We start from the raw sequence: 26,982 nt of genomic DNA on the forward strand, positions 1-26,982 counted from the left end.
TAACGCCATGAACGAATCGCACATCCTATTAATCGACGATGACCGGGACTTGGCCGAACTGCTCGGGGAATACCTCGACGCCGAGGGATATCGCCTGAGTGCCGCCCACAGCGGCGAAGACGGCATCGAGCAACTGCGCAAGGGCCAATACGACCTGATCCTGCTCGACGTCATGATGCCGGGCATCGATGGCTTCGAGACCCTGAAGCAGATCCGCAGCACCTCTTCCGTGCCGGTGCTGATGCTCACCGCCAAGGGCGAGGAGACCGATCGCGTCCTGGGCCTGGAACTCGGCGCCGACGACTACCTGGCCAAACCCTACAGTCACCGCGAACTGCTGGCCCGCATCAAGGCCCTGTTGCGCCGTATCGAACTCGACAAGGTGCAGCAGGAATCCGACACCGGTTCGCTGACCAGCAACGGCGTCACGCTGAACTTCGACACCTACGAAGTGCTCTGCGAAGAGCAACCGGTGCCGATGACCACCAGCGAATTCAAGGTGCTGCGCGTGCTGATGAGCCGAGCCGGCAAGGCCGTGCCCAAGGAAGACCTCTATCGCGAGGTGCTCGGGCGCGAGATCATGGCCTACGACCGCTCCATCGACATGCACGTCTCCAACGTGCGACGCAAACTGCAGGCGGTGACGGAAGACCCGAAGATTCAGACCATCCGGGGGATCGGCTATCTGTTTGTCGATCCCAAATAAGGTCGGCCAAAACCGGGGGAGGTGCCGGCCTTGAACTGGCGCCGTTTCAACCCGTTCGGCACCGTATTCGGCAAGATCTGGCTCAGCTTCTGGCTGACGCTGCTCCTGATCGTACTCGCGGTCGCCTTCGTGTCCCACCAGGTGGCGCAGGTCTACCAGATCGGCGCCCCCAACGCCACGCACATCCGCCTGCTCAACCGCGTCAAACTGCCGGACATCGACCGCCTGGCCAGCAGCCGCCAGGAGCTGATGGACGAACTCGAACGTTTTAACAGCGAATCCCGCTACCAGTGGTACCTGGTCGACGACACCTACCACCTGCTCGGCACGCCCCAACCACCGCGTCGCATCCTGGTCATGCTGTCCGAAATGATGGACATGGAAGGCCTGCGCGTCGGCCAGTGGCGCCAGGAGGCCTGGCTCGGGCCGATTTCGATGTCCTTCGGCGGCGAAATGTACCGTCTCTTTCTGCGCGGTGTGCCCACCCTGCCGCCGCCCAATCTGCCGCTCTGGCTCGACAGTCAGTGGCTGCGGGTCATCTTCGGGTTGTTCGTCTCCGGCATGATGAGCCTGGTGCTCGCCTGGTCCTTTACCCGGCCGATCGAACGGCTGCGTCGCGTCTCCCGACAACTGGCCGGCGGCAGCCTGGACGCCCGCGTCGGCGATTCGGTCACTCACCGTTCCGATGAACTCGGGCAACTGGGCCGGGACTTCGACGAAATGGCCGAACGCCTGCAGCAACTCGTCTCCGCCCAGCAGCGTCTGCTCAGCAACGTCAGCCACGAACTGCGTTCACCGCTGACCCGTTTGCAGATCGCCCTCGGCATCGTCCGGCAAAAAGCCCCGTCGGACCTCGAAAACGCCCTCAACCGCATTGAACGGGAAAGCGACCGTCTGGAAAGCATGATCGCCCAGGTGCTGAAGCTGTCACGTTTCGAAAACGACATGCAGCACCTGGAAACGCGCGAACTGCAACTCGACGACCTCGTCCGCCACGTCGCCGAAGACGCCCGCTTCGAATCCAAAAACCGCCAGCTCAACATCGTCGACCGCATCGACGCGCCTGTCACCGTCCAGGGCGACCCGCCGTTGCTGCACAGCGCCATGGAAAACGTCGTGCGCAATGCCCTGCGCTTCTCACCCGAGGGCGGCCGGCTCGACATCCAGTTGAGCGCCGACAAGCAACACGCCATCGTCGAAATCTGCGACCAGGGCCCCGGCGTACCGGAAGACAAACTCGAACGGCTGTTCGACCCCTTCTACCGCCTCGACCAGACCAACAGCGGCGCCGGCCTCGGCCTCAACATCGCCCGTCACGCCGTCCAGGCGCACAAGGGCGACATCCGCGCCTACAACCGCAGCGAAGGCGGCCTGTGCGTGCGCATCACCCTGCCCAAATCAGCGGGCAAATAACGGACCGAGCCACCATCGCATCACCACACGGTGCGCGTTGAACATCAACAGATTGCCCATCACTATCAGCACCAGCCCCACCGCGGCCGTCGGCTGCCAGCGATACCCCTCGAACACCGTCGACAACCCCAGCGCCACCAGTGGAAACAACACCGTCGCATAGGCCGCGCGCCCGGCGCCGATCCGACCGACCAGCATGAAATACGCCCCAAAGCCGCCGATGGAGCCAATGATCGCCAGGTAAACCAGAGCCCCCAAATACCGCCCATCCATCGGCAACGCGAAGCTCTGCCCCTGCAGGACCGCGATCAACCCCATCGCCAAAGCGCCATACAACATCGCATACCCATTGGTCACCGCAATGTTCAGCCCCTGACGCTGATGCCGAACCGACGCCATATTGCCCAACGAAAACCCATAGGTCCCCAACAGCGACAACCCGATCGCCACCACCGTCGACCCGCTCGCCTGCAACGCCGTCAGATCCTCCCAAAACACCAACACCATTCCCGGCAGGCCCAACGCCGTCGCCGCGTAAAACACCCGGGGAATCGGCAACCGAAACAACAGATACCCGTTCACCGCGTTAAACAGCGTCGCCATCGAAAACACAATCGAAATCAACCCACTCGGCAAAGACCCCGCCGCCGTATAAAAGCAATAAAAGTTCAACCCGAACACCGCCAACCCCTGCGCCAGACAGACCCCATGATCCGCCAGACTCAAACGGGACCGCTTCCCGACCAACGACAACCCCACCAACAACACAGCGGCCGCCACCATAAAGCGATAGAAAATCGACACCGGTTCCGCCACCTCGCCCACCTGCCAAGCGATGGCGAGCCAGGTCGAGCCCCAAATCAAGACGGTAGAGATATACAAAAAAATGTTCATATGAGCTTTCTTCCCAACTTTGCGAGATCAGCCTTCGAATGACAGGCACATAGGGCCAGTGACCGGGGTGGGGGTAGGCCCATGGAGGGATGTCCGAAATAGGGATGTTTCGGTCAAGCCCCCACGGACGGGTTCACGGCGACCCTCCATGGGTCTGCCCCCACCCCAGTCACGGGTTCCTGGCAACCAATAATGCCGAGAAGACAAACCACCGCTTGCACGAACTTGCCCGACTTGCACCATCTTGCGGTTTTCCACCACCCCGACCTTGCCGCCCCACCGCCATCGCCTTAAGGTATCCCCGATCCAGGGAGCCAGAACGCATGACACCGACGCCACTCGACCAATACCCCCGCATGACCACCACCCGGGCCCGCCTGGTCGCCGCCACCCAACTCGGCGACGGCATGGCGCTCGCCCGCTGGGACAACGAACGGGACGACATCCGCGACATGCGTTCCGACCACCACACCCTCAGCGTCTACCTCAACGGCGCCGGCAACTGCAGCCGCCGCCTCGGCGACACGACCATCGCCAGCCACCCGAACACCCGGCTGTGCCTGATGCCGGCCACAGTGACGTCGAACTGGCAGGTCCATGGCCCCATCACCCTGCTCCACCTCTACTTCACAGACGCCCATCTGCGGCGACAGGTCGAACAGGTCTGGGACAAAGACGGCCGCCACATCAACCTGGACGAACTCGACTTCGCCGACGACCCGCTGCTGGTGCCGCTGTTCCAGACCACGCTCAGCCAATGCGACTGGCAGGATCCGCTCGACCGGCTGACCGTCGACTCCGCCGTCCAGACCGCCCTGCTGCACACTCTGCGGAATTACACCCAACGCGACCTGCCCCGCCTGCGCCCGCGCGGCGGCCTGGCGCCCTGGCAACTGAAACGCGTGGTCGACTGCATCGAACACCACCTGGACCAACCCCTGACACTCGCCGACCTCGCCCGGCAGGTCGACCTCAGCGACTACCACTTCGCCCGCATGTTCAAGCAATCCACCGGTCAGGCACCGCACCGTTACGTCATGCAGCGCAGACTGTCACGGGCGCGCGAGTGGCTGACCAACAGCTCCCTCAGCATGACCGAGATCGCCCTGCGCTGCGGGTTCAGTTCCGCCAGCCATTTCAGCAACCGCTTCCGCGCTGAAATGGGTCGATCCCCATCAACGTATCGGCGAGCCAGAGACATCCAGCCTTGATAACCCGGTTGTCCACTTGGGCGATTCCCGATAATCTCCGCCTTTTTTGGACACCGGAGCCCCTCGATGATCATCCGTGTTTTCACCGAAACCGACCGCGCCGCCGTGATCGAGCTGTGGCAACGTTGCGATCTGGTCGTTCCCTGGAACGACCCAAACAAGGACATCGACCGCAAACTGAAAGTGGGTGCCGAGCTGTTTCTGGTCGGTGAACGGGAGGGTCGGCTGGTCGCGACTGCGATGGGCGGCTACGAGGGACATCGTGGCTGGGTGAACTACCTGGCGGTGGATCCGGATCTTCAGCGTCAGGGCCTGGCCCGCCGGATGATGGAGGCGCTGGAAGAACGGCTGCGCACGCTCGGCTGCCCGAAGATCAACCTCCAGGTCCGCGAGACCAATGCTGCGGTACTGGCATTTTACGAGGCCCTGGGCTATCGCGTCGATGCCGCGGTCAGTCTGGGCAAGCGCCTGGAGTCCGACCAGGCGTGACCTTGCACGATGACGAGATCCCGCTGCGCCTGACGGTGCTGGCCAGTTGGCCACGCCTGATGCTGCAGACCTTCGAACGGCTGGACCTGCCCGCCGAACAACTGGCGCTGGAAGCCGGCCTGACCCCGGACCAACTTACGGACGCCAACAGCCGGGTGCCGTCGATGGCGGTCGTGCAGTTGTGGCGATTGGGGCTGGCCCGCGCCGATCGGAACCTGCCGCTGGCCATCGCCGAACACGTCAACGCCGGCACCTTTCACGCCCTGGGCTTCGCCATGGCCACCAGCCGGAACGGACGGGAAGCGTTGTCGATGTTGCAGCGCTACTATCCACTGCTGACCACCACGATCCAGTTGGATTTCGTCGAGCGCAGCGGGCAGACCGGCTTGACGATGCGCTCCAGCCCGCTACTGCATCATCTGCTGAAAAACTTCGCCGGTCCCGATCTGTCGGACAGCCTGGCCCAACTTCGCGAGGCCGGCGCCCTGGCGATGGTGGCACTGTTTCGCAGCTACTTCGGCGTGCACTTCACGCCCACGGCTCTGGAATTCCGGCGTACCCTTGGCCACGATCGCACCGGCTATGAAGCGTTGCTCGGTTGCCCTCTGAACGACGGAGCCGATCAGGATACCGTCTGGTTCGACGACGCCCTGCTCGAACGCCCGCTGCCATCGGCCAACCCGCACCTGTCCACCGTCAACGAACAGATCATCGCCAGCTACCTGCGACTGCTGCAGCAGGACTGGCCCAGCCTGGTCGTCTCGCAGATTATCCTGCAGATGCCGGATCGTTCCGTCACCCAGCAAAGCGTGGCCGAGGCGCTGCATCTGTCGACACGCACGCTGCAACGAAGGCTGAACGAGGCCGGCGTCAGCTTCCGCGACCTGTTGCAGCAAGCACGCCGGGAACTGGCGATCCAGTACATCCGGCACAGCGACCTGCCCATTCTGGAAATCGGCTACCGACTCGGTTTCAGCGAGCCGGCCAATTTCACGCGGGCGTTTCGACAGTGGACGGGCGAGGCGCCGGGGCGCTATCGCGAGCGGCACCGAACCGCAACGCCATAGCCAGGCCGCCATAGAGCCCGGCCAGCGCCCACATCGGCCAGAGCGCAGGCTCAGCGCCCATAAACGCCCTGCCCAGCAACGCCTGACTGCCGAGCGTGGCCGGGACGAGAACGGACAGCGGCCGCAACCAGTCAGCCATGGCGAACAGGGGCCAACTGATGCCGGTCAGCAACAACAGTGGCACGGACAACGGCAACAGCCACACCAGTGGCGATTCCAGCCGGGTCATGAATCGGCTGACAATCATCCCGGCCCAGACCGAGGACAGTACAAACGGTAGGCCGTAGGCGACCAGGTCGGCCGAGGTCAGCGCCGGCCAGACGGATTGAAACGGCAGCCCCCACCTGAACAACGCGATGACCAGGATCAGGCCGTGCAAACTGTAGAGAACGGTTTGCGCCAGAAACCCGGCCAACGGCTCGGGCCGACGCCCGGTCTCGGTCTGCACGCCCCAATGCATACCCACGGCCAGCATCATCACCTGCTGGACCAGGAACAGATACACCCCCGGCACCAGATACTGCACATAACTGCGATCCGAATTGAACAGGGGGGTCAGCGCCAGTTGCAGCGGTTCGGCGCGAGCCTCAGCCTGGACGGCGTTGTCGACCGTCTCGTACAGATGACGCCGGGCCCAGTCGTCCGACTCGGCCCGGATTGTCTCCGCCAGCGCACGGGCGGCGGTTCCGTAGACCAGGAAATTGCCGGCCGCAGCGCCGTAGCTGACGGTAACGGCCTCGCCCCGCTCCAGATCGGCCTGCATGTCTTTGGGTAGCCTAACATAGGCCTGTGCCCGCCCCTGGCGCAAGGCGTCGGACAGGCCCGTATCGTCGTGCGATACCCGCACGACGTTCAAGCTGGGCGTGGCGTCGAGCCGGTCGATCAGATGCCGGCTGGCCTGAGTGCGGTCCGCATCGGCGACCCAGAGCGCGACCTCGCGCACCTGGGCTTCCTGGTAGGGCAACGGATAAAACAGGGAATAGAACAATGGCGCACCGACGAGCACCAGCAGGATGCCCGGGTATTTGAACAACACCCCCAGTTCGTCTTTTAACGCGTTCAAGAAGGTCATGGCGTGTGTGGCTCCCCATCGGTTTGGTTCAGCGTCGAGTGCAGCATCCACAACGCCGGCGGCAGCAACGCCAGGGTGACCCAAAAAATGGGGGCCACCGCCGTTATCGCGGTATCAAGCAATCCCCCCATATGAACGATGCTGTCCTGAAGTCGCACCAGGGTGCCGACCGGCAACAGCTCTTGCCAGAAGCGCGCCAGCGGGTTCATCGCGGCGACTGGAAAGGTGACGCCGATGAAAGCGAACGCCGGCAGGGTATAGACGGCGGCAAGCGACAACGCCCGGCGTAGGTTTCGTATCAAGAGGATGACCACCAGGGCCACTGCCTGGTAAAACAGCTGCACGACGAGGCTGACGACAGCCAAGGTTCCCAGGCGGTCGGTCCAGGGTAGTGACAAGGCATCCAGAGTGTGAATGTGTGCCAGCAGCACCCAACTGAACAGAACCACCCCGGGTAACAGCAATTTGCCCAGCAAGGCCGGCACCAGGCGCCCGCCTGACAACCGCGACCAGTCGTTGACCGAATCGTCCCGGAATTCGTGGCCCACGGACACCATCGTGACCAGTACCACCAGGACGTGCCAGACGTGCAGTTGCAAGGCGCCGAGCAGAAAGGATCGGTAGTTCAGCCATTGGTTGCCAAAAACCGCGCGCTGAGTCTGGATCGGAACCACCCGGGCTTGCGCCTGCTCTTTCAACTCGCCCTGGGTCATGAACAGCGCCGCGGTTTCGCGCAGGCTCCGTTCGATGATGAATCGCACCAGCTCATTGCCGAGCAGCGTGCCCATCATGTAACTCTGCTGATTGACGTAAGCCGGCACCGTCTGGGGCAGCCCATAAGCCAGCTGTTCGGAAAATCCGTGTTCGATCACCAGATACCCGAACGCGGACGACTCACGCACAGCCGCCAGGGCGGCGTCGGTACCCTGGTGTTGCACCCGGACGTCGAGCGTCGACGAGGTGCCGAGGCGGTAGGCCAGGTCGCGGCTGGCCGGGGTCCGGTCCAGGTCGACGACCTGAAAGGGCACAGCGCGGACCTGGGGCTCGGCAACGATACCGTTCAACAGCCCCCAGGCCAGCAGGGGCGCTAGAAACAGCAGGAAGGCATAACCGGGCTGGGTCAGCATGCGCCGCCCTTCGCGGCGCAGCAGACGACCCGGCTGCCAACCGGCACGGGTGTCAGCCATGATCCGGCTCCGTGCTCAACAGAACACTCATACCGGCACGCCAGTCGGGCCGGTCCGTCGTCGGAAGGGCCCGGACTTCGAAGGTCCGCAGATCGGCCTCACCGGTATGGGTGGCGCGCCAGGTCGCGTATTCGCCAAGCGGCGAGACGTAACTGACAGTCAATTCAATGGTTTGGTCGAGTGCCGGCACATAGCCGGACATCGCCTGGCCGGGTTTGAAGTCATCGAGCCTGTCTTCGCGCACATGGAAACGGACCCAGCTGTCGTTCAGGTCGGTCAGGGTCACGACCGGAAACCCGGCCGGGGCGATCTCGCCCGGATGCACCAGCACCTCGGTCACTTCACCGGCCGCCGGCGCGGTCATGTGGGTTTCGGCCAACAAGGCGCGGACTTCGTCCAGCGCCCCCTTGGCGGCATCGGTTTCACTGGCGGCGGCGGCTTTCAACTCGTCCTCGGTCCCGTTTTGCGCCTGGACATACTGCTGGCGCGCGGCTTCGGCGGCCAACCGGGCGGACTCCGCCCTGGTTTCGGCTTCATCCAGTCGCTGCTGACTGACCAGACCGTCGTCGTGCAGGTTGCGCACGCGCCCGGCGGTCTTTTCGGCCAGTTCGAACGCGGCCCGGGCCCGTTGCCACTGGTCGCGGGCCTGAGCCAGTTCTTCCTGACGGGCACCGCGTTCGGCGCGTTGACTCATGGCCGACTTGGCGGCCACGGCGGCCCGCGCCTGCCTCAGACGGGCATCCAGTTCCGGGCTGCTCAGCTCGAACACCGGGTCGCCCACGGCCAGACGGTCGCCCTCGCGTACGGACAGTTCCGACACCCGCCCGGCCAGTTTGGCGCTGATGCGTACGGTCCGGGCGTCCACGGTGCCCTGCAACACCGGCTCGGGGGCTTGCATCTGGTCCATATAGCCATAGCCGAGTACGCCACCGAGGCCACACAGATAGACCAGACTGAAAATCATCGCTTTGTTGTTCATCTCGACTGTCCTTTTTCGGCAGTGGGTTGATCCAATATCGTGAAAAATCGGTCCTCATCGCCGGCATGGATGTAGAGCCGCGCCAGCGCCCGATGCTGGTCGACAACGGCATTCAACCGTTGCAGGCGAATACCGGCCAGGGCGGTTTCGGCCTCGACCCAGTCCAGCGTGGTGTTCAGTCCCTGCTCGTAACCGCGCCGGGTCAGGGTGACGCGCTCCTGGATCAGGTCTTCCGAAGACGCCAGCGACTCAATGTCGGCATTGGCGCGCTGCAGGTCGCGGTAATCATGTTGCAGGCGGCTGATCAGGTCGGTTTCGCTCTGCTCGGTCTGTCGGGCGGCCTGCTCCACCCGCGCCAGGGCCGCGCGGCGCTGTTGGAGGCGATTGCCCTCGCCCAGCAGCGACCACTCGAAGGCGACACCGGCGGCCCAACGCGGTTCCAGGGCGGTGAGTGAATCCGGCAGCAGTTCGTAGCGTCCGAACAGGGCCACGGTGGGTTTCCAACCCGCCGTGCGGGCCTCGAGACCGGCCCGAGCCAGATCGGTCCGGGCGTTCAGCTGGGCCATCTCGGGAGCGTTCTCCAGCATGTGTCGGGTGAGACGATTCATGTCCGGTTCGATGGACAAAGGCGTCAGTGGGCCGGGATCAGGCAAGGGGTGAGCCTCCCCGACCCACTGACGGAAAACCAGAACAGCCAGGTCCAGATCGGCCTGGCTGGTGGACATGGCGCGGCGCGCCTTGTCGCGTTCGACTTCGGCGCTCAAGCGCTCGGACGGCGCGATCAAGCCCTCTTCCTCGCGCCGACGGGCGCTGTAGACCTGCTTGTCCAGGGTCTGAAGATTGCGTTCGCGGATGGCGACGGTTTCCCGCGCCATCACAACGTTGTAGTAGCGGTCGACCAGTTGCAGCAGCACCTGTTGGCGATTCTGCCCGGCCCGGGCGCTCTCGTCGGCGAGGCGGGCATCGGCCGCGTCGACGGCCGCGCCGATACGTCCACCGGTGTATACCGGCAACCGGGCTTCGAGATAGGCGTTGGCGTACTGAACGTCTTGCACCTTTTCATACATCGGCGGTGCGCCCGGTGCCAATGAGGAAACATCGACCTCCACGCCGAGCTCGTCGTCCAGCCGGGTGTAACGGCCCTTCAATGTGAGCGTGGGGCCATAGCGCCAGCGTTCCGAGGCAGCCTCGGCTTCACGGGCTTTGATGGCGGATTCGGCCGCGTTCAGACCGGGATGACGGTATTGTAGATCCTGCCAGAGGGTTTCGAGCTCCGAGGCCTGAAGCGTCGGAAGCAGCAACAGGCCCAAACCGAGCGATAACAACGATTGTTTCATGATGACTCTTGCCTGGCTTGACGATGGGCGCACAGTCTAGGGGCGGGACCGCGACAGCCGGTTGTCAAATCGCGCCAATGAGTTGTCACCCGGTTAAGGATTTTCGATACTCGCTCCCTGAATGATGAATCGAGACGACCGATGACCCCGATTACCCTGACCTCCGGCTATCGCATTCGCCTGGCCGAACCCGACGACGTTCCCCATATCCTGCGCTTCATTCAGGAACTGGCGGAGTACGAGAAGCTGGCGCACGAAGTCACCGCAACCGAAGCCAGGCTCAGGGAGACGCTGTTCGGCGAACACCGTTACGCCGAAGTGCTATTGGCGGAAAATGACAATGACGGCCCGGTCGGTATGGCGCTGTTTTTTTACAACTACAGTACCTTTCTGGCCAAACCCGGCATTCACCTGGAAGACCTTTACGTCCAGCCGGATCAACGTGGGGCGGGCCTCGGCAAGGCGTTGATCACCTGTCTGGCGCGCATTGCGGTCGAGCGCGATTGCGGTCGTCTGGAATGGCAGGTTCTGGACTGGAACGAACCGGCGCGGGAGTTCTACCGCTCGCTCGGTGCCTCCCTGATGGACGGCTGGCTGACCAAGCGGGTAACCGGCGAGTCGCTGCAAGCCATGGCCGATCAGTTCGAGGCGACGCGATGACACCGGCGGTCCAGCTGTTGAAGAAGCAGAAGATCGACTTCGAACTGCATCAGTTCGAGGTGACCGACGACAGCGAAGGCTACGGCGTCGGTGCTGCCAAGGCGCTGGGGGTGGAGCCGGATCGGGTGTTCAAGACGCTGCTGGTCAGCTTCAACGGTGACCCGAAACGGCTGGGGGTGTGCATCCTGCCGGTCAGTCACACTCTGAACCTGAAGAAAGCCGCCAAGGCTCACGGTCAAAAGTCGGCGGAGATGGCCGACCCGGTCATTGCCGAGAAGGCGACCGGTTATGTCGTCGGCGGCATCAGCCCACTGGGACAGAAGAAACGATTGCCGATGGTGTTGGATCAGAGTGCGGACGGGTTCGAGCGGATTCTGGTCAGTGGCGGTAAACGCGGTCTGGATTTGGAGCTGGCGCCCGGGGATTTGGTTTCATTGACGGGTGCCCGGCTGGGGGATTTGGTGGCTTAATTTATTCCTGAATTCAGTGCCTGGGTCCGCCCCTGAGGCGGGGGTAGCCCTCCCTGGGGCCGCCGTGAACCCGTCCATGGGGGCTTGGCTTCGGCATCCATGCCTCAGACATCCCCTGGGAGGGCTACCCCCGCCTCAGGGGCTTGTTGCCGTGCCTTTTTTTGCAAATTCCGACACTCAAAAACTTTTTACCCCTTTTTGTCCCCTCAAACGTTCAACCCTCAACGCGGCCCGAACCGGCCGCCGTCCAACAAAGAGGGGAACCGTTATGATGATTCGAACCACTGGCCTCTGGCTGACCTGTGTGTTGCTGGCCGCCTGCTCCAGCGTCCAGGACGGAGACGAGGCCGGCACCACTGAACAAGCGAACTCAACCCAACAGACCCGTCCGACACCCAAGCCCCAGGCCGAACCTGAGGTCCTTTACGAGGCCGAAGAGGCGGGCCTGGCCGACCTGCAAGTCTCAACCCAGAAAACCGGCTCGGCGCCACAACGCTCCAGCCAGAACCTGGTGATCGTGCCACCGCCCAACCCGGATGGGCAGCCGGTTGTCGAGCCGAACCGGGAAAACTATGAGGCGGCGGAGATCAATCCGATCAAAATCGTCGCCGAGTCACCGGTGTCGACGTTCAGCATCGATGTCGATACTGCGAGCTACAGCAATCTGCGGCGTTTTCTGAATCAGGGTGTTCTGCCTCCGGAAGACAGCATTCGGGTGGAAGAGCTAATCAATTATTTCGATTATCACTATCCCGGCCCGGACGGTTCCGAGCATCCGTTTGCCGTTCACACTCAGTTGGCGCCCACGCCCTGGAATGAGAACACCCGGTTGTTGCGCATCGCTGTGCAGGGGGATGAAGTGGCGGCCGAGGATCTGCCGCCGATGAATCTGGTGTTTCTGCTCGATGTGTCCGGGTCGATGAACCAGCCGGACAAGTTGCCCTTGCTGCAGCGCGCTTTCGGTCTGTTGGTCGACCGGTTGCGGCCGGAGGACCGGGTCGCCATTGTGGTGTACGCTGGGGCGTCGGGCGTTGTGTTGGAGCCGACCGGGGGTGACGACCGCGCCGAAATCCAGCGGGCGCTGAATCGCCTTCAGGCGGGCGGCAGCACTCATGGCAGCGCCGGTATTCAACTGGCCTATGAGGTGGCGCGTGAGCATTTTCGCGAGGACGGTATCAACCGCGTCATTCTCGGTACCGATGGGGATTTCAACGTCGGTGTGACCAATCTGGACGATCTGAAAGACCTGATCGAGTCCAAGCGAGACAGCGGTGTTTTCTTCAGTGCACTCGGCTTCGGCACCGGCAATTACAACGACCATTTGATGGAGGAATTGACCAACCTGGGCAACGGCACCGCCTACTACATCGACCGGTTCAGCGAAGCGCGCAAGGTGTTCGCCGAGGATTTGACCGGCACCCTGCATACCATCGCCAAGGACGTGAAAATCCAGGTCGAGTTCAATCCGGCACAGGTCGCTGAATACCGGCTGATCGGTTACGACAACCGTCAGTTGAAGCGCGAGGATTTCAACAACGACCGGGTCGATGCCGGGGATGTCGGCGCCGGGCACTCGGTCACGGCTTTGTATGAAATCGTACCGGCCGCAGGGGGTTTTCGGTTCAACGACCCGTTGCGGTATCAAAACGACGGTACGGAGCCGGACCCGAGCAGCGATGAGTTGGCCTTCGTCAAGCTGCGCTATAAACTGCCGGACGAGAACGACAGCATTCTGATGAGTCGACCGGTGGCGAACGATCAATACTCCGAGGACCTGCCGGAATCCCTGCGCCTGGCGGTCGCCGTGGCCGGGTTCGGGGAATTGCTGCGCGACAGCGACTATGTCGACGCGGATGTCTGGTCGGTGGCCGATGCCCGGGCACTGGCCCAGAGTGCCCTCGGCGAGGACGCCTTCGGTTATCGCAACGAGCTGGTGCAGCTGATGCGCAACGCCGAGAGCCTGGTCGACAATACCGCCCACTGATACAGGACCCACGCCCCTGCCGTGACACTGCTATCCAACATAAACCGCTGGTTCACCGGCCGGGGCGCCGTCGTCCCGCCGGATGCCGACAGCCAGTTGATGTGGCGGTACCGCCAATCCGGCGAGACGGTGGTGCTCGCCCAATTGATGCAGCGCAGCGGCGATGACCTGTTTCACTTTCTGCTGACCCAGACCGACCGGCACCTGGCCGAAGATCTGTACCAGGGTGTCTGGCTCAAAGTTATGGAACGACGCCACCAGTACGAACCGGGACACGCCACGTTCAAGACCTGGCTGTTCACACTGGGCCGGCATCTGATGATCGATGAGTTGCGGCGACAGGGTCGCTGGCGGAGCGAAGCCATCGACGATGTCCAGGACGCCGAGTTGCACACGGCGTCGCTGGAGACGACGGTCGAAGGCGACGACCTGGAGCAGACCTTCAACCGCGCGCTCGGCCGGTTGCCCTTCGCGCAGCGCGAGGCCTTTATGCTGCAACAGGAAGGATTCAGCCTGGCCGAGATCAGCGACATCACCGGCGTCGGCTTCGAAACCATCAAGAGTCGGCTGCGGTTCGCCCGTCAAACCCTGCAACATGACCTGGAGGTGCATCATGGCCCCGCATCGGGATGACCGTTCATCCACGCCCGCCGATGAACGCCTCCGCTCGCTGTATACGCAGCGCAAGGCATCCCATCGCGCACCCGACGCCCTGAACCAGGCCGTTCTCGAACGGGCGCGGGCGCACAACCGCCCGGGTCGTTGGACCCGGGTCGTACCGTCGGTCGCCGCCGCCTTCGTGGTGATGGCGCTCGGCCTGCAGTGGTTGAGCGATCCGGCGGTCACGGTATTGGAAGAAAGAGCCGCCCGTCCGGCCACCGAGCAAGCCCCGCCGATGGAGATCATGAGCGCCCCCGACAGCGCCGGCCAACCCCGTGAGCACACTCTGAGCTTCGAGGCCGAACCCCGAATTCAGAAGCCGGCCAGCGCTCCGAGCCCACAGAAGTCGGTACCGGAGGCATCGGCTTTGAGCGATTCCGCCGGCGACCGGATGTTGGCCGAGCCGTTGGAGGAAGCCGAAACGGCACCGATGCCGCGCTATTTGCGGGTGGTGCCCTCTGAAAACGGCGTCTTCGAACACTGCGACGGAACCCGCTTCCAGCGAGCCATCGAGCAGGCGCCGGAGGAAGGCTGGTTCGAACTGACCTGGACCGACGACCGGATCGAGCGCATCACGCCCCTGCCTGAATCCCCGTGCGAGCCCGATACACCCTGACCCCGTGACCTGAAGCGCTGTTTGACGATCCCGGTCAATATTGTCGAACAGTCACTCCAGCCCCGCCCGCCCGGTTACACTGAACTCGGACGTGTGCCGTCAAGGCTCTGTCGGCACATATCTTTCCCGGCAATGACAGGAGGCACGGCGGTGAACCACGGCAAGCCATTCAACGGACCGACAGGCGACGACAGTATGATGCTGACGACCGCCCTGGCCCGCTTTGCCCGTCACGTCGCCGAACAGGACTATCAACTGGACCTGCTGGCCCTGTACCAACAGCTGGACAAGCACGACCCCTTGCGCCGCCAATGCGAACGCATTCGGGCCATCGACTGCTCGGTCGTGCCCAACCTTCTGCCTCTGGCGGATCTCGCCATTGCCTTGGACTACCTCGAGAAGTTTCACCAGAACGTGCAATAACACGAGGAAGGGAGACAACCTTGGATACCGAATACCAGAAATTACTGCAAAGCATCGAAGTCGCCGAAGACACCAAGCGCCGTTTCGTCCGCGCCAACCCCAATGGCAGCGGGGATACCCAGGAACGACGCCGCCTGTACGACCAGGTCGAGCAGGCACGCCGGGCACTGCGCGACTACAAACGCCACAATCCGCACCTGTTCTGACCGCCGTTAGGGCGGACAGAAGCGACACCTGTGTACAAGAATGGGGTTGCACTGGCTGTGCATTTTGAAAGAATCGGATTCTTCAAATGCCAGGGAGCTCCGTCATGTTTCCAAGCAAAGTCGAGGAACGACTCAGCGAATCGGAAAAGATCATCAACCGGGAGGTGGCCGCGTCGCTGCGCTATCTGTGTCAGGCGGCCAACATCACCCGATCCAGCTTCGAGCAGGCGTTCACCGGGATCAGCTACGCGACCTGGCGCAACTACCTGAACGAAGACTACCCCAATAACCGCTCCGTGGCCGTGCTGGCCGCATTCAGTTGGTATATTGGCTTGTCGATGAACAGTTTCTATCTCGGTTCGCGGCTGAAGCCGTTCCTCGGGCTCACCGACGACAGTCTGCGTCTGCTGACGCTGATGAGCGGGCTCGGCACCCAGCATTTCGACATCGCCTGCCAGACGGCGTTCGCGCTGCTGGATTCCGACCAGCAGGCGGCGCTGGAAGCGGATTTTCTCGATGCCCGCAAGGCGCACCAGAAGATCGCCGGCCGCTGCGATTTCGTCGCCCCTCTGGATGTCGCCGATTTTTCACGGGATTATTGCCAGTCCTGCGCCTGGGGTTTTCAACGGATTCAGGCGAAACGCGGTTTCAGCGACGAGGAAATGGCCGAGACCCTGGGCGTGTCGGTGCACCGCTACCAGCGCATCAGCGACCCGGAGGACACCCTGCCGATTTCCGCCGCCGTGGCGGCTCGCATGAAAGTCGGGTTCGAGTTGGAAGATACCTCCTTCATGCTGGAAGGCATGAAGACCTATCCCCAGTTTCGGGTCTTACGGCAGTATCAGGAAAAGCGGGATGCCATGTTGCGACCGCTGCTCGGCGGCCTGTCGGAAGCCAGCACCCTGAAGCTGTCCCGTGCGCTCAAGGTGCTGTTCGGATAGTGCCCTGACCGTTACATCCCTTGCCAGGCACGACATCAGGCGGTCAGACGGGCCGCCGGCAGGTTGTCTTGCTGTTTCGACGCGAAATAGGGCCGCATCATCAGCGATGCCGTGATTTCAGGCTGCTCGAGATGGAACAAGTGGTCACAACCATCGATCAGCGTGAACTCGGCGCCGATGGACTCGGCCAGTTTCCGACACCAGACCGGTTTCACATACACATCCAATGCCCCGGTGAAGCACAAGGCGTGCGGCACCTCGATTTCCTCCGGGTGGTGGAACTGGTACGCGCATATCCGCACCGTATTCTCGATGAAGCACCAGATCTGGCTGTCGGTGTATTGCCGGCACTTGCGCAGCGCCGCCCGGCGAATGGCGACAGCCCGTTTACCGGTACACTGATCGCTGGTCAGCCCTCCGATGAAGGAATCGGCGAATTTTGTCCGATCGTGCAACACCTCGTTGACCAGACTCAGGGTCGGCCCCCGTTTTTCGCCCGGGATGTCGGCCATCGAGCCGCCGAGCGCCAGGCTCATGACCCGCCCCGGGTACTTGCGACAGTATTCCAGCGCGATGGGCGTACTGTAGGAGAACACCAGCAGGTGAAAGTGCGTCAACTGCAGGTGCTCCACTAACCGGGCCAGCAGATCGGCGTGTTCGGCCATACCGTAGCAGGCGTGCAGTGGCGCCGTCAGGCCGCAACCGGGCAGTTCCACGCAGTAGACGTCCATTTCCTCCTGGAACGCTTTCGAGAAGTTTTCGACACTTTCGATTTCCTGAAGGTTACCGATCAGGAAGATCGCCGGGTCGGCTCCGGGGTTCGGATAGTGCGCGACGCGGTATTCCATGTCATTCAGGTGCAGACGAGTAGCATTGGAGTGTTTCATGGCTTGGTCCTTTCTGTTCCGATGAATCGAAGGTCGGCCGGTATGGCCGCGAGCTCGTCGATCGAATCGATCAAGATTCGAACACGATCCTTGCTAGCCTAATCCGATAGAGCGGAGGTGTCGGCACCCTGTGGCGAAAGAAGGACGGGAGTTGTTTCGAACGCCGAACGAAGCCGGATTATTGCAGTCCGGTCAACAATGGAAAGGGGTCGGGGAGCAGCGGAGCAGGACGGGACAAACAGGTCGGGGAGTTTCCGGGGATGGCGGCGGGCCATCCCCGAAGGCGGTATAAAAGCCGCTCAGGCGGCGGAACTGTCCGGTTTCAGCTCGGTCACCTCGCCGGACGCCCCGGCATCGCCGTCCTCCTCTTCGGACGCTTCACCCCGGGCGATCCGCTCGGCCTGCTCGCGCAGGGTTTCCAACTGTTCCCTCAGGCTGGCTTCCTCGGTTTTCAGGTCCCGCGCCTTGGACTGGTCCTTCTCCACCGACTTCAGCAGGTTCAGGGCTTCAGAAATCTCATCCGACTGGATATGCTCGATGGCGGTCTGCTTGCGATCGTCCAGGTCCTCGAACTCGATCAGCTTTTCCAGGACCTTATCGAGCCGGTTGTTGACCTTCTGGATTTCTTTGCCTGCGTTTTCCAATGCTTTACCTATGCTTTGATAGTCCACTGTGACACTCCAGAGTGGCGATATGGGCTTGAAGGCCGGGTACATGGCCCGCCTCGGATAACTGTATAAACATACAGCAGGGCATGGCCGACTGTAAAGTCAGCCCCGGTTCATCTTTGCCGGTATAGTCTCAGGACCATCGCCTCGATACCCTTTGGTGAGCGAACGGCAATAACCGACTCGCCAGGCTTGAGTCACCCGACGTTTTTGATATGTTGCCAACAACGCAACAAGGAGCCACAACAACAATGAAAACCTTTACCGCACTGATGACCGCCTTCGTACTGAGCCTCGCGACCAGCATCGCTTTCGCTGAATCCATGTCCGCCGAAGGCCGCTGGCGCACCATCGACGACGATACCGGCGAAGCCAAGAGCATCGTCCGCGTCTGGAACGATGGCGGCGAACTCAAAGGCCAGATCATCGAACTGCTGAACCCGTCCGAGCCCAACCCCAAATGCACCGAGTGCAAGGGCATGCGCAAGGACAAGCCCATCGAAGGCATGACCTTCCTCTGGGGCCTTGAGCAGGACGGCGATGAATGGAAAGACGGCAAGATCCTCGACCCGGCCAACGGCAAGGAATACAGCGCCAAAGTCAAAGTCATCGACAACGGCGCCAAACTCGAAGTACGCGGCTACCTCGGCTTCGCCCTGATCGGCCGCACCCAGGTTTGGGAACGCGTCGAGTAAGCCCAGAACCGTACACCGCTCTTTCGAACGGGCGACCCAGGCAGTAAGCTGGTCGCCCGTTTTCACACGTCAGTGCGACTCCCATGTTCAAGATGCTCTTGCTGGCCGGCCCGCTGGCCCTGCTGTTGATCCTGCCACCCGACGCCCTGCGCTTCGAACTGATGCGCGCCGCCCGCAGCGAACACCACTCCGCCGGCCGCCTGCTCGGCTGGCGCCTGTTCGGCACAACCCCGATCGCAACACTGCTGGCCCTCGGCATCTGGCACTGGGCCCACAGCGGCCCGCTCGGTCTGCCGCTGATCGTCTTCACCGGCGCCCTCACCGCCGCCACCCTCTGGATGCTGTTCTGGATGCGCACCTTCATCGCCGACCCATTGCATCCCCTGCGCCCCATCGGCTTCGTCAGCGTCACCCTCGCCTCCTGGCTCTCGATCCCGCTCTGGCTGTCCGCCTTCACCCAACTGGCGCTGATGATCGCCTGGATGTCGGAAGTCCGGCCCGTGGTCTTGCTCACCGGTGCCCTGGTCTGGGTGCTGGTGGACGCCTTCGTAGTCGTCGCCGGCGGGGAAAGCGGGTTGGGACAACGGTTTATTCAGCTGGAAGCGGCGCAACGGCGGGTCGGGCGCTGGTTGGGGAGTGTGTTATTGGTGTTGGCGGTTTGGGCGGTGGTTTTGAGTTTGGGGTGAACTGAGTGGTTGGTCAGTGTTGGATTACGCGCCTTCGGCGCTACCGAAGCCGGAGTGCCGGACCAGACGTACCGATCCAACCTACGAAGAGGCCGAGTGTAGGTCGGATTAGACCGCTTGCGGTCGTAATCCGACACCCGACTCAGCCGCGATTCAATAAAACTCGCCGTCCTCGGCCATCGTGTTGATGACGGTCAGCTTCTTCACACCTTCGGACGTGCCCAACAACAGAACATCCGCCGGACGATGCGCGAACAGGCCGTTGGTCACCACACCCGGGATGTTGTTGATCTCGGTTTCCATCGCCTCCGCATCCTTGATGTTCAACTCGAAGACATCCAGAATCTGATTGCCGTTGTCGGTCACCACCCCCTCGCGGTACACCGGATTCCCACCCAGTTTCACCAGCTTGCGGGCCACCGCGCTGCGCGCCATCGGAATCACCTCCACCGGCAACGGAAACGCGCCCAGCGTCTGAACCGCCTTCGATTCATCCGCGATGCAGACAAACGTCTTCGCCACAGAGGCCACGATCTTCTCCCGGGTCAGGGCCGCACCGCCGCCCTTGATCAAATGCAGCTTCCGGTTCGCCTCATCGGCGCCATCGACATACACCGCCAGCGAATCCACATCGTTCAAGTCGAACACCTCGATGCCATGGCCGCGCAACCGCTCGGCACTTGCCTCACTGCTCGCCACCGCTCCGCGAAAATCATCCTTCTCCTTCGCCAGCGCATCGATGAACAGATTCGCCGTGGAGCCCGTGCCCACGCCAATAATCACCTCCGGCTTCAAATCCGGCTTGATAAAGGCCAGCGCCGCATCGGCCACCGCCTGCTTCAGTTCGTCTTGAGTCATTGCAACCGTCCTGTCAAAGTCTGGTTCGCATTATAACCACTCAGCTCGCCCTGCCTACGGTCCCCCAGCCATACTGGCGATCCTGCAAAACAGTATGCCGCATTCTGCCGTACTGCCTCGTTTCCGGGTCTCCGGAAAAACCGTACACTAAGCGGTTCCCGCTAAACAGGCGGTGTGCGGTGATAGCTACCAAAACTAGCGACGGATGCCAGGGATGCTTATTCGGGGATGTCTGAGGCATGGATGCCGAAGCCAAGCCCCCATGGATGGGTTCACGGCGACCCCGAATAAGCATCCCTGGTAGCCGGCGCGGGTTCCTGGCAACCACCCAACTCAACATTCATCCAATGACTGCGGACTCTCCCATGCTGGAAAAAACCGTCAAAAAGATATTGAACGCCAAAGTCTACGAAGCGGCCATCGAAACGCCGCTTGAAAAAGCCGCCTTCCTCAGCCGCCGGATGAACAACATTATTCTGATCAAGCGCGAAGACCTGCAACCGGTCTTCTCGTTCAAGTTGCGTGGCGCCTACAACAAAATGACCACCCTTAACGAGGAACAACTCGCCAAGGGCGTCATCTGCGCCTCCGCCGGCAATCACGCTCAGGGTCTGGCCGAAGCCGGTCGACTGATGGGTGTCAAAACCACCATCGTCATGCCCAAAACCACCCCGGACATCAAGGTCGCCAACGTCCGTGCCCGGGGCGGCAAAGCCGTGTTACACGGTGACGCCTTCGACGATGCCCTCGCCTACGCCAAAAAGCTCGAGGAAGAAAAAGGTCTCACCTTCATCCACCCCTATGACGACATCGACATCCTTGCCGGGCAAGGCACCGTCGCCCGCGAACTGCTGCACCAGCACCGGGGCGCACCGATCGACGCCGTATTCGTTCCCGTCGGCGGTGGCGGCCTGATCAGCGGCATGGCCGCCTACATCAAATACCTGCAGCCGCAAATCAAAGTCATCGGCGTCGAATTCGAAGAAAGTGCCTGCCTGGCCGCCGCGCTCAAGGCGCGCAAACGGGTCACACTCAGCCAGGTCGGCATCTTCGCCGACGGCATCGCCGTCGCCCAGATCGGCCAGGAGCCCTGGAAAATCTGCAAGGACCACGTCGACGAAGTCATCACCGTCACCTCGGACGAGATCTGCGCTGCGGTCAAGGACATCTTCGACGACACCCGCTCGATCACCGAACCGGCCGGCGCCGTCAGCGTCGCCGGCATGAAAAAGTACGTGGAACGCGAAGGCTGCACCGGCCAGACGCTGGTCACCGTCTCCTCCGGTGCCAACACCAACTTCGACCGGCTGCGCTACATCGCCGAGCGGGCCGAAGTGGGCGAACACCGTGAAGCCGTCCTGTCGGTCACCATTCCGGAGAAACCGGGGTCGTTCAAGAAGTTCGTGTCCATCATCGGCAAACGTGCGATCACCGAGTTCAACTACCGCTACAACGACCATCAGGAGGCCAAAATCTTCGTCGGCGTGAAAATCGCCAGCGACGACGAACGCCACGAATTGGTCGAAGCGCTGCGCGAAGCCGGTCACCCGGTACTGGATTTGACCGAGAACGAAGTGGCCAAGTCCCATGTACGCCACATGGTCGGCGGTCATGCCCCGGAAATCCCGCACGAGCGCCTGTACCGGTTCGAATTTCCGGAACGGCCGGGCGCACTGGGCAAGTTCCTGAACACCCTGGGCGGCCACTGGAACATCTCGCTGTTCCACTACCGCAACCACGGTGCGGCGTACGGCCGGGTCCTGGCCGGCATCCAGGTGCCGGACGAGGAGGTGAAGGAATTCCGCGAAAAACTGGACAAACTCGGCTACCCCTACTGGGACGAATCCGACAATCCGGTTTACAGCGTTTTTCTGGCCTGACGACACCGTCACAGGCGGGCCGCCGCGAGGCGGCCTATACTTGGACGGGAATGCGAGCTGTAGCCACCGCCCATGACCCCGGCCGAACAGGAAAAAATCGAACTCGAACACGAAGCCGCCCGCCTCTTCATGCGCCACTGGGAGCGCAATACCGGCGTGCCCATCCGTCACATCTGGCACAACCGGCCCACCAAGCCGGACGTCTCCTGCTTTCTCGACGGCGAACGCCTGGATCTGGAGATCGCCCACCTCTATGGCACTGAACCCGAAGCCATGGCCATTCTCGGCCGTGACCTCTCGGCGAAGACCCGGGAAGAACTGGCGTTGATGGACCACGACCGCCAGGACGACCGGCTGCTCAACGCCCTGAACCGCATCCTCGCCGCCAAGGCTCAGAAGACCTACAAGAGCGACCGCGTCTGGCTGGTCATCCGCAACGCCAACTCGCTCTGGACCAAGGACGACATCGAAGCCCTGCAACACCGCATCGAGGTACCGGGTGGCCACCCGTTCGAGCAGATCTGGATCGTCGCGGACATGAAGGGAGACAGCGGAATCGTCCAGTTGTATCCGTAAAGAAAGGTCACTGTCAGCGGTGTTCTCGGGGTTGGTCCTTTTTTATTCAACGGTAATGGTTATAATGCGCCCCCTCATTTCCCCCGGACCGCTAAGTTGTGATCGAGAATCTGCGTAATATCGCCATCATTGCCCACGTTGACCACGGTAAAACCACCCTGGTGGACAAGTTGCTGCAACAATCCGGCACCCTTGGCCGCAAGGAACAGGGCGCCGAGCGCATCATGGACTCCAACGACCAGGAACGTGAGCGCGGTATTACCATTCTGGCCAAAAACACCGCCATCAAGTGGCAGGACTACCGCATCAACATCGTCGACACCCCCGGACACGCCGATTTCGGCGGCGAGGTCGAACGCGTCCTGTCCATGGTCGACTCGGTGCTGCTGCTGGTCGACGCCGTCGACGGCCCCATGCCGCAGACCCGTTTCGTGACCAGCAAGGCGTTCGAGAAAGGTCTCAACCCTATTCTGGTGATCAACAAGATCGACCGCCCCGGTGCCCGCCCGGACTGGGTCATGGACCAGGTGTTCGACCTGTTCGACCGTCTCGGTGCCACCGACGAGCAGCTCGACTTCCCGATCATCTACGCATCGGCCCTGAACGGTATCGCCGGTGACGATCCGGAAGCCATGGCGGACGACATGACGCCCTTGTTCGAGATGATCACCAACCAGGTGAAAGCCCCCAACGTTGAACGTGACGGCCCGCTGCAGATGCAGATCTCGGCGCTGGACTACAACAGCTACGTTGGGGTCATCGGGGTCGGCCGCATCAAGCGCGGCAAGTTGCGTTCCAACGAACAGGTTGTGGTTGTCGGCCGCGACGGCAGCAAGAAGCGCGGTCGTGTACTGCAGGTGATGGGCTACCACGGCCTGGACCGGGTCGAAGTGCCGGAAGCCGAAGCCGGCGACATTGTCTGCATCACCGGCATCGAAGGCCTGAACATCTCGGATACGCTGTGCGATCCGAACACACCGGAAGCCCTGCCGGCACTGACCGTCGATGAACCCACGGTCAGCATGACCTTCCAGGTCAACGACTCGCCGTTCGCGGGTAAAGAAGGCAAGTACATTACGTCGCGCAACATCAAGGATCGCCTGGAACAGGAACTGATCCACAACGTGGCGCTGCGCGTCGAACCGGGCGAGACCGCGGACAAGTTCAAGGTCTCGGGCCGCGGCGAACTGCACCTGTCGGTTCTGATCGAGAACATGCGCCGCGAAGGTTTCGAACTGGCCGTATCCCGCCCGGAAGTGATCCAGCGCGAGATCGACGGCGAGATCCAGGAGCCCTACGAGCATGTCGTGATCGACATCGAGGAACAGCACCAGGGCGGCGTGATGGAAGAACTCGGCCTGCGCAAGGCTGAAATGACCAACATGGAGAACGACGGCAAGGGCCGGATGAAGCTGGAATTCATGGTGCCCTCGCGCGGCCTGATCGGTTTCCGTGGCCAGTTCCTGACGCTGACCTCCGGCTCCGGCATCATGACCAGCATTTTCGACCATTACGGCCCGGTCAAAGGCGGCGACATGGCCGGCCGGCAGAACGGCGTGCTGGTTACCATGGCCAAGGGCAAGACCCTGTCCTACAGCCTGTTCCAGCTGCAGGATCGGGGACGTTTGTTTCTCGGTCACGGCGAGGACATCTACGAAGGCCAGATCATCGGCATCCACGCCCGCGCCAACGACCTGGTGGTCAACCCGACCAAGGGCAAGCAGTTGACCAACGTCCGCGCCTCCGGCACCGACGAAGCCCTGACCCTGAGCCCGCCGGTGCGCCACACGCTGGAACAGGCGCTGGAGTTCATCGAGGACGACGAACTGGTCGAGGTAACGCCGGAATCGATCCGCCTGCGCAAGAAATTGCTGACCGAGAACGAACGCAAGCGCGCCAGCCGCGGTAAGTAACCGCTTTGGTGCCTTAACCCGCACCGACTACCGGGTAGACCCATTCGGGTGGTGCGACACATTGCTCGCCGTGAACCCATCCATGGGGGCTTGACGGCCGCCGTCCTGGCGGCCCACATCCCCGAATAGGTCAACCCGGCATCCCGCGCTAGCCCTCCGCGGTCGTAGGTTGGATTAGCCGTCAGGCGTAATCCAACGTCATGCTAACGGCGTTGATAGTATCAAAACCACCTTCGTTGAATTACGGCCTTCGGCCTACCAAAGCTGGAGTGCCGGACCAGACGTACCGATCCGACCTACTCTGCTACGAATATTCACAGAGCGGACACCCTTTACCCGTCACTTGAAAACTAGTCTACACTGACGCTACAGCTTAGCGGATTGAGCGTCAGTGCCTCTCTCTTCATTGAGTCCCCAGCCGCACGACCAATCGTTGTCGCGTCGCCTTCTGGTATGGATCGCCGGCCTGTTCACGGCTCTTGTCGTGATCACCACGGGCATACAATTGAGCCTGGAATATTCGCTGGAAGAAGAATCCGGCGCCCGCCAGATCGCCTTTACCCTGCTCGGAACCCGGGATGTGCTGGCCAACGCCCTGTGGAGTTTCGACCCGGTTCAGCTCGATGCCTCCGCCGATCTGCTCAACGACCACCCGCTGATCACCGCCGTCTTCATCGAGTCCGACGATGCCGATCTGAATGAACGCCGGGGCGAACCCGAACCCTGGCCGGACACCAGTCGCCGGTTCGAACTGGAAGGTTACCCGGACATCGAAGTGCGCAGCACCGGGCGCCTGCTGAACAAGCGGTTGCGGTTCTCGATGGATGTCGAATTCGAGGCGAACGGCGTGGTCTACCCCGTCGGCCGGGTTCAGGCCTGGTCGAACGTCGGCCTGATTCTCGGCGAAAGCAGCCTCAATCTGATTTTCACCGCACTGAGCGCCCTGCTGGTCTGCACCCTGTTGGTCGCGGTCACGGCTCTGGCCGTGCAACGGCTGGTGGCGCGCCGGCTGACCCTGATGCAGCGACTCATCGCCACCATCGAACCGGAGGACGATGTCTTCCGCGCACGCCTGCTGCCGGAGTGGCTGACCCGGGAAGGGGATGAGATCGCCGCCCTGGCCGAGACGCTGAATCGACTGCAGATTCAGTTAGCCGACAAATCCAGCCGCATCAAGCAGCACCAGTACAACCTGGAGCAACAGATCCACACCCGCACCCGTGAACTGGAGCGGACTCTGGCCGAGTTGCAGGTCAGCAACGCCCACAAAAACGAGTTTCTGGCCAACATGAGCCACGAAATCCGCACCCCCATGAACGGCATCATCGGTATGGCCGAGTTGATGCAGGAAACCGATCTGGACGAACGCCAGCGCGAATACCTGACCACCATCCTGAACTCGGGCCAGACACTGACGACGATCATCAACGACATTCTGGACCTGTCGAAAATCGAGGCCGGCAAGCTGGAGCTGGAGACGATCGAGTTCAATCTGACCGAGTTGATCGACGAGACGCTGGCGCTGTTCATCAAGCCGGCGGCGGAGAAGGCGCTGCAGGTCACCCGTGAAATCCATCCGGACACGCCGACCTGGGTCCGGGGCGACCCGACGCGCATCCGCCAGATTCTGCTCAACCTGCTCAGTAACGCCCTGAAGTTCACCCGCGAGGGACGCATCGAGGTGCGGGTTCGACCGGCCAAAACCAGCCCGGGATTACACTTCGAGGTGAAGGACAGCGGTATCGGTATCGCACGCGACAAGCAGACGTCTCTGTTCGATGCGTTTTTCCAGGCGAATTCGGCGATCAACCGGCAATTCGGCGGGACCGGTCTGGGACTGGCCATTTGCAAGCGTCTGGTGGCGTTGATGGACGGTGACATCGGTGTCGACAGTGAGCCGGATCAGGGCGCGACCTTCTGGTTCGACCTGCCGCTGCCGGAGCTTTCGCCACAGGCGCTGGAACATCGCCGGGCGAGTCAGGACTCCCGGCGCTCGGCTGAGCAGGAGATGGCTCTGCCGGCGGCGCGGTTACTTCTGGTGGAGGATAATCCGGTCAATCAGAAAGTGGCGCAGGGGTTGTTGCAGCGGATGGGGATGGCGGTGACGGTCGCTGAAAACGGCCAGGAGGCCCTGGATCGTCTGAAGGATACGGATGTGGATCTGGTCCTGATGGATTGTGAGATGCCGGTGATGGACGGTTACGAGGCGACCCGTGCGATTCGGGCGCTGGATGATCCGCGCCTGAGTCGGTTGCCGATCATCGGTCTCAGCGCTCATGCCATGACGGATCATCAGCAGCGGGCGTTCCAAGCGGGAATGGACGGCTACCTGACCAAACCGCTACGCTCCCAGGCCCTCCACGCCATGCTCGCCCGCTGGCTTCCTACCGACGAGTAGAATGCCATGTGCCAATCGTCCGTACAGGGGGCGGGGTATGCCCGTGCGGGGTCGCGCGGTATGCCGCCCACTCAACCCATCCCTGGGGGCTTGACCTCGGCATCCA

At 62.1% G+C, this 26,982-nt stretch carries 27 protein-coding genes; 19 read left to right on the forward strand and 8 right to left on the reverse strand.

Annotated features, from left to right (window positions below; translation table 11 throughout):
- Nucleotides 1–7 precede the first annotated feature (7 nt).
- Together IE111_RS10655 and IE111_RS10660 are read left to right on the forward strand one after the other, a co-directional pair.
- Nucleotides 8–706: a response regulator transcription factor gene (locus tag IE111_RS10655; protein ID WP_189608548.1), complete on the forward strand. Its 699-nt coding sequence runs from the start codon at nucleotides 8–10 to the stop codon at nucleotides 704–706.
- Between the two features lie 30 nt (nucleotides 707–736).
- Nucleotides 737–2,119, forward strand: coding sequence for an ATP-binding protein (locus tag IE111_RS10660; RefSeq protein ID WP_189608549.1), 1,383 nt, complete (start codon nucleotides 737–739; stop codon nucleotides 2,117–2,119).
- Here IE111_RS10660 and IE111_RS10665 read toward each other — a convergent pair.
- Nucleotides 2,105–3,013: a DMT family transporter gene (locus IE111_RS10665; RefSeq protein ID WP_189608550.1), complete on the reverse strand. Its 909-nt coding sequence runs from the start codon at nucleotides 3,011–3,013 to the stop codon at nucleotides 2,105–2,107. The genes IE111_RS10660 and IE111_RS10665 overlap by 15 nt on opposite strands.
- Nucleotides 3,014–3,336: 323 nt before the next feature.
- On the opposite strand from IE111_RS10665, the gene IE111_RS10670 reads away from it, so the two are divergent.
- From IE111_RS10670 to IE111_RS10680, 3 genes are all read left to right on the forward strand, one after another.
- A complete protein-coding gene (locus IE111_RS10670) occupies nucleotides 3,337–4,224 on the forward strand; it encodes a helix-turn-helix domain-containing protein (protein ID WP_229805317.1) in 888 nt (295 codons plus the stop codon).
- Between the two features lie 66 nt (nucleotides 4,225–4,290).
- A complete protein-coding gene (locus IE111_RS10675; protein ID WP_189608551.1) occupies nucleotides 4,291–4,713 on the forward strand; it encodes a GNAT family acetyltransferase in 423 nt (140 codons plus the stop codon).
- Nucleotides 4,710–5,780 (forward strand): AraC family transcriptional regulator, encoded by a 1,071-nt coding sequence (locus IE111_RS10680; protein ID WP_189608552.1) that lies wholly within the window; start codon nucleotides 4,710–4,712, stop codon nucleotides 5,778–5,780. The genes IE111_RS10675 and IE111_RS10680 overlap by 4 nt, the downstream gene beginning before the upstream one ends.
- Here the strand turns inward: IE111_RS10680 and IE111_RS10685 are convergent.
- From IE111_RS10685 to IE111_RS10700, 4 genes are read right to left on the reverse strand one after another with little or no spacing between them, the layout of a single operon-like run.
- A complete protein-coding gene (locus tag IE111_RS10685; protein WP_189608553.1) occupies nucleotides 5,704–6,852 on the reverse strand; it encodes an ABC transporter permease in 1,149 nt (382 codons plus the stop codon). The genes IE111_RS10680 and IE111_RS10685 overlap by 77 nt on opposite strands.
- On the reverse strand, nucleotides 6,849–8,039 hold the full coding sequence (locus tag IE111_RS10690) for an ABC transporter permease (RefSeq protein WP_189608554.1): 1,191 nt from the start codon (nucleotides 8,037–8,039) through the stop codon (nucleotides 6,849–6,851). The genes IE111_RS10685 and IE111_RS10690 overlap by 4 nt, the downstream gene beginning before the upstream one ends.
- Nucleotides 8,032–9,018, reverse strand: a complete 987-nt coding sequence (locus IE111_RS10695; RefSeq protein WP_189608555.1) for an HlyD family secretion protein — start codon at nucleotides 9,016–9,018, stop codon at nucleotides 8,032–8,034. Before IE111_RS10695 ends, IE111_RS10690 begins: the two co-directional genes overlap by 8 nt.
- Nucleotides 9,015–10,355 (reverse strand): TolC family protein, encoded by a 1,341-nt coding sequence (locus IE111_RS10700; protein ID WP_189608556.1) that lies wholly within the window; start codon nucleotides 10,353–10,355, stop codon nucleotides 9,015–9,017. Before IE111_RS10700 ends, IE111_RS10695 begins: the two co-directional genes overlap by 4 nt.
- Nucleotides 10,356–10,496: 141 nt before the next feature.
- Here IE111_RS10700 and IE111_RS10705 point away from each other — a divergent pair, with 141 nt between their 5' ends.
- The 8 genes from IE111_RS10705 (at nucleotide 10,497) to IE111_RS10740 (ending at nucleotide 16,315) form a co-directional block, all read left to right on the forward strand.
- Entirely contained in the window at nucleotides 10,497–11,015 is a 519-nt protein-coding gene (locus IE111_RS10705) for a GNAT family N-acetyltransferase (RefSeq protein ID WP_189608557.1), read from the forward strand.
- Nucleotides 11,012–11,485 (forward strand): Cys-tRNA(Pro) deacylase, encoded by a 474-nt coding sequence (ybaK, locus tag IE111_RS10710; protein ID WP_189608558.1) that lies wholly within the window; start codon nucleotides 11,012–11,014, stop codon nucleotides 11,483–11,485. The genes IE111_RS10705 and ybaK overlap by 4 nt, the downstream gene beginning before the upstream one ends.
- Before the next feature lie 268 nt (nucleotides 11,486–11,753).
- Nucleotides 11,754–13,469, forward strand: coding sequence for a vWA domain-containing protein (locus tag IE111_RS10715; RefSeq protein ID WP_229805318.1), 1,716 nt, complete (start codon nucleotides 11,754–11,756; stop codon nucleotides 13,467–13,469).
- Between the two features lie 21 nt (nucleotides 13,470–13,490).
- Nucleotides 13,491–14,102: a sigma-70 family RNA polymerase sigma factor gene (locus IE111_RS10720; RefSeq protein ID WP_229805319.1), complete on the forward strand. Its 612-nt coding sequence runs from the start codon at nucleotides 13,491–13,493 to the stop codon at nucleotides 14,100–14,102.
- Nucleotides 14,083–14,745: a hypothetical protein gene (locus IE111_RS10725; protein ID WP_189608559.1), complete on the forward strand. Its 663-nt coding sequence runs from the start codon at nucleotides 14,083–14,085 to the stop codon at nucleotides 14,743–14,745. The genes IE111_RS10720 and IE111_RS10725 overlap by 20 nt, the downstream gene beginning before the upstream one ends.
- Nucleotides 14,746–14,895: 150 nt before the next feature.
- Entirely contained in the window at nucleotides 14,896–15,168 is a 273-nt protein-coding gene (locus IE111_RS10730) for a hypothetical protein (RefSeq protein ID WP_194523967.1), read from the forward strand.
- A gap of 20 nt (nucleotides 15,169–15,188) precedes the next feature.
- On the forward strand, nucleotides 15,189–15,374 hold the full coding sequence (locus IE111_RS10735) for a hypothetical protein (protein WP_189608561.1): 186 nt from the start codon (nucleotides 15,189–15,191) through the stop codon (nucleotides 15,372–15,374).
- A gap of 104 nt (nucleotides 15,375–15,478) precedes the next feature.
- A complete protein-coding gene (locus IE111_RS10740; protein WP_189608562.1) occupies nucleotides 15,479–16,315 on the forward strand; it encodes a hypothetical protein in 837 nt (278 codons plus the stop codon).
- A gap of 35 nt (nucleotides 16,316–16,350) precedes the next feature.
- Here the strand turns inward: IE111_RS10740 and IE111_RS10745 are convergent, their stop codons facing one another.
- Together IE111_RS10745 and IE111_RS10750 are read right to left on the reverse strand one after the other, a co-directional pair.
- Nucleotides 16,351–17,202, reverse strand: coding sequence for an alpha/beta fold hydrolase (locus IE111_RS10745; protein ID WP_189608563.1), 852 nt, complete (start codon nucleotides 17,200–17,202; stop codon nucleotides 16,351–16,353).
- Between the two features lie 299 nt (nucleotides 17,203–17,501).
- Nucleotides 17,502–17,873, reverse strand: coding sequence for a hypothetical protein (locus IE111_RS10750; RefSeq protein ID WP_189608564.1), 372 nt, complete (start codon nucleotides 17,871–17,873; stop codon nucleotides 17,502–17,504).
- A 248-nt stretch (nucleotides 17,874–18,121) separates the two neighbouring features.
- Here IE111_RS10750 and IE111_RS10755 point away from each other — a divergent pair, with 248 nt between their 5' ends.
- Both IE111_RS10755 and IE111_RS10760 read left to right on the forward strand, forming a co-directional pair.
- Entirely contained in the window at nucleotides 18,122–18,565 is a 444-nt protein-coding gene (locus IE111_RS10755) for a DUF2147 domain-containing protein (RefSeq protein ID WP_189608565.1), read from the forward strand.
- 83 nt (nucleotides 18,566–18,648) lie between these two features.
- On the forward strand, nucleotides 18,649–19,251 hold the full coding sequence (locus IE111_RS10760) for a hypothetical protein (RefSeq protein ID WP_189608566.1): 603 nt from the start codon (nucleotides 18,649–18,651) through the stop codon (nucleotides 19,249–19,251).
- Nucleotides 19,252–19,404: 153 nt separating this feature from the next.
- Here IE111_RS10760 and rpiA read toward each other — a convergent pair whose 3' ends face one another.
- Complete coding sequence (rpiA, locus tag IE111_RS10765; protein ID WP_189608567.1) at nucleotides 19,405–20,109, reverse strand: ribose-5-phosphate isomerase RpiA; 705 nt, start codon at nucleotides 20,107–20,109, stop codon at nucleotides 19,405–19,407.
- A gap of 347 nt (nucleotides 20,110–20,456) precedes the next feature.
- Here rpiA and ilvA point away from each other — a divergent pair, with 347 nt between their 5' ends.
- The 4 genes from ilvA to IE111_RS10785 all read left to right on the forward strand — a co-directional run bounded on the left by ilvA (nucleotide 20,457) and on the right by IE111_RS10785 (nucleotide 26,876).
- Complete coding sequence (gene ilvA / locus IE111_RS10770) at nucleotides 20,457–21,989, forward strand: threonine ammonia-lyase, biosynthetic (RefSeq protein WP_268245026.1); 1,533 nt, start codon at nucleotides 20,457–20,459, stop codon at nucleotides 21,987–21,989.
- Nucleotides 21,990–22,061: 72 nt separating this feature from the next.
- Nucleotides 22,062–22,565, forward strand: coding sequence for a hypothetical protein (locus IE111_RS10775; RefSeq protein WP_189608569.1), 504 nt, complete (start codon nucleotides 22,062–22,064; stop codon nucleotides 22,563–22,565).
- A gap of 98 nt (nucleotides 22,566–22,663) precedes the next feature.
- Nucleotides 22,664–24,478 carry a translational GTPase TypA gene (gene typA / locus IE111_RS10780; protein ID WP_189608570.1) on the forward strand — a complete coding sequence of 605 codons (1,815 nt, stop codon included), beginning with the start codon at nucleotides 22,664–22,666 and terminating at the stop codon, nucleotides 24,476–24,478.
- A gap of 433 nt (nucleotides 24,479–24,911) precedes the next feature.
- Nucleotides 24,912–26,876 carry an ATP-binding protein gene (locus IE111_RS10785; RefSeq protein WP_189608571.1) on the forward strand — a complete coding sequence of 655 codons (1,965 nt, stop codon included), beginning with the start codon at nucleotides 24,912–24,914 and terminating at the stop codon, nucleotides 26,874–26,876.
- Nucleotides 26,877–26,982 lie beyond the last annotated feature (106 nt).

The organism is Saccharospirillum salsuginis, assembly GCF_014651855.1.
GTDB lineage: Bacteria > Pseudomonadota > Gammaproteobacteria > Pseudomonadales > Natronospirillaceae > Saccharospirillum > Saccharospirillum salsuginis.

Excerpts from the sequence above, each read along its gene's own strand:
- IE111_RS10715 (WP_229805318.1), top strand. The coding sequence starts at position 11,754 with ATGATGATTCGAACCACTGGCCTCTGGCTGACCTGTGTGTTGCTGGCC.
- IE111_RS10725 (WP_189608559.1), top strand. The coding sequence starts at position 14,083 with ATGGCCCCGCATCGGGATGACCGTTCATCCACGCCCGCCGATGAACGC.
- IE111_RS10755 (WP_189608565.1), top strand. The coding sequence starts at position 18,122 with ATGAAAACCTTTACCGCACTGATGACCGCCTTCGTACTGAGCCTCGCG.
- IE111_RS10740 (WP_189608562.1), top strand. The coding sequence starts at position 15,479 with ATGTTTCCAAGCAAAGTCGAGGAACGACTCAGCGAATCGGAAAAGATC.
- IE111_RS10690 (WP_189608554.1), bottom strand. The coding sequence starts at position 8,039 with ATGGCTGACACCCGTGCCGGTTGGCAGCCGGGTCGTCTGCTGCGCCGC.
- IE111_RS10705 (WP_189608557.1), top strand. The coding sequence starts at position 10,497 with ATGACCCCGATTACCCTGACCTCCGGCTATCGCATTCGCCTGGCCGAA.
- IE111_RS10670 (WP_229805317.1), top strand. The coding sequence starts at position 3,337 with ATGACACCGACGCCACTCGACCAATACCCCCGCATGACCACCACCCGG.
- IE111_RS10685 (WP_189608553.1), bottom strand. The coding sequence starts at position 6,852 with ATGACCTTCTTGAACGCGTTAAAAGACGAACTGGGGGTGTTGTTCAAA.
- ilvA (WP_268245026.1), top strand. The coding sequence starts at position 20,457 with ATGACTGCGGACTCTCCCATGCTGGAAAAAACCGTCAAAAAGATATTG.
- ybaK (WP_189608558.1), top strand. The coding sequence starts at position 11,012 with ATGACACCGGCGGTCCAGCTGTTGAAGAAGCAGAAGATCGACTTCGAA.
- IE111_RS10745 (WP_189608563.1), bottom strand. The coding sequence starts at position 17,202 with ATGAAACACTCCAATGCTACTCGTCTGCACCTGAATGACATGGAATAC.
- rpiA (WP_189608567.1), bottom strand. The coding sequence starts at position 20,109 with ATGACTCAAGACGAACTGAAGCAGGCGGTGGCCGATGCGGCGCTGGCC.
- IE111_RS10700 (WP_189608556.1), bottom strand. The coding sequence starts at position 10,355 with ATGAAACAATCGTTGTTATCGCTCGGTTTGGGCCTGTTGCTGCTTCCG.
- IE111_RS10760 (WP_189608566.1), top strand. The coding sequence starts at position 18,649 with ATGTTCAAGATGCTCTTGCTGGCCGGCCCGCTGGCCCTGCTGTTGATC.
- IE111_RS10655 (WP_189608548.1), top strand. The coding sequence starts at position 8 with ATGAACGAATCGCACATCCTATTAATCGACGATGACCGGGACTTGGCC.
- IE111_RS10775 (WP_189608569.1), top strand. The coding sequence starts at position 22,062 with ATGACCCCGGCCGAACAGGAAAAAATCGAACTCGAACACGAAGCCGCC.
- IE111_RS10665 (WP_189608550.1), bottom strand. The coding sequence starts at position 3,013 with ATGAACATTTTTTTGTATATCTCTACCGTCTTGATTTGGGGCTCGACC.
- IE111_RS10695 (WP_189608555.1), bottom strand. The coding sequence starts at position 9,018 with ATGAACAACAAAGCGATGATTTTCAGTCTGGTCTATCTGTGTGGCCTC.
- IE111_RS10675 (WP_189608551.1), top strand. The coding sequence starts at position 4,291 with ATGATCATCCGTGTTTTCACCGAAACCGACCGCGCCGCCGTGATCGAG.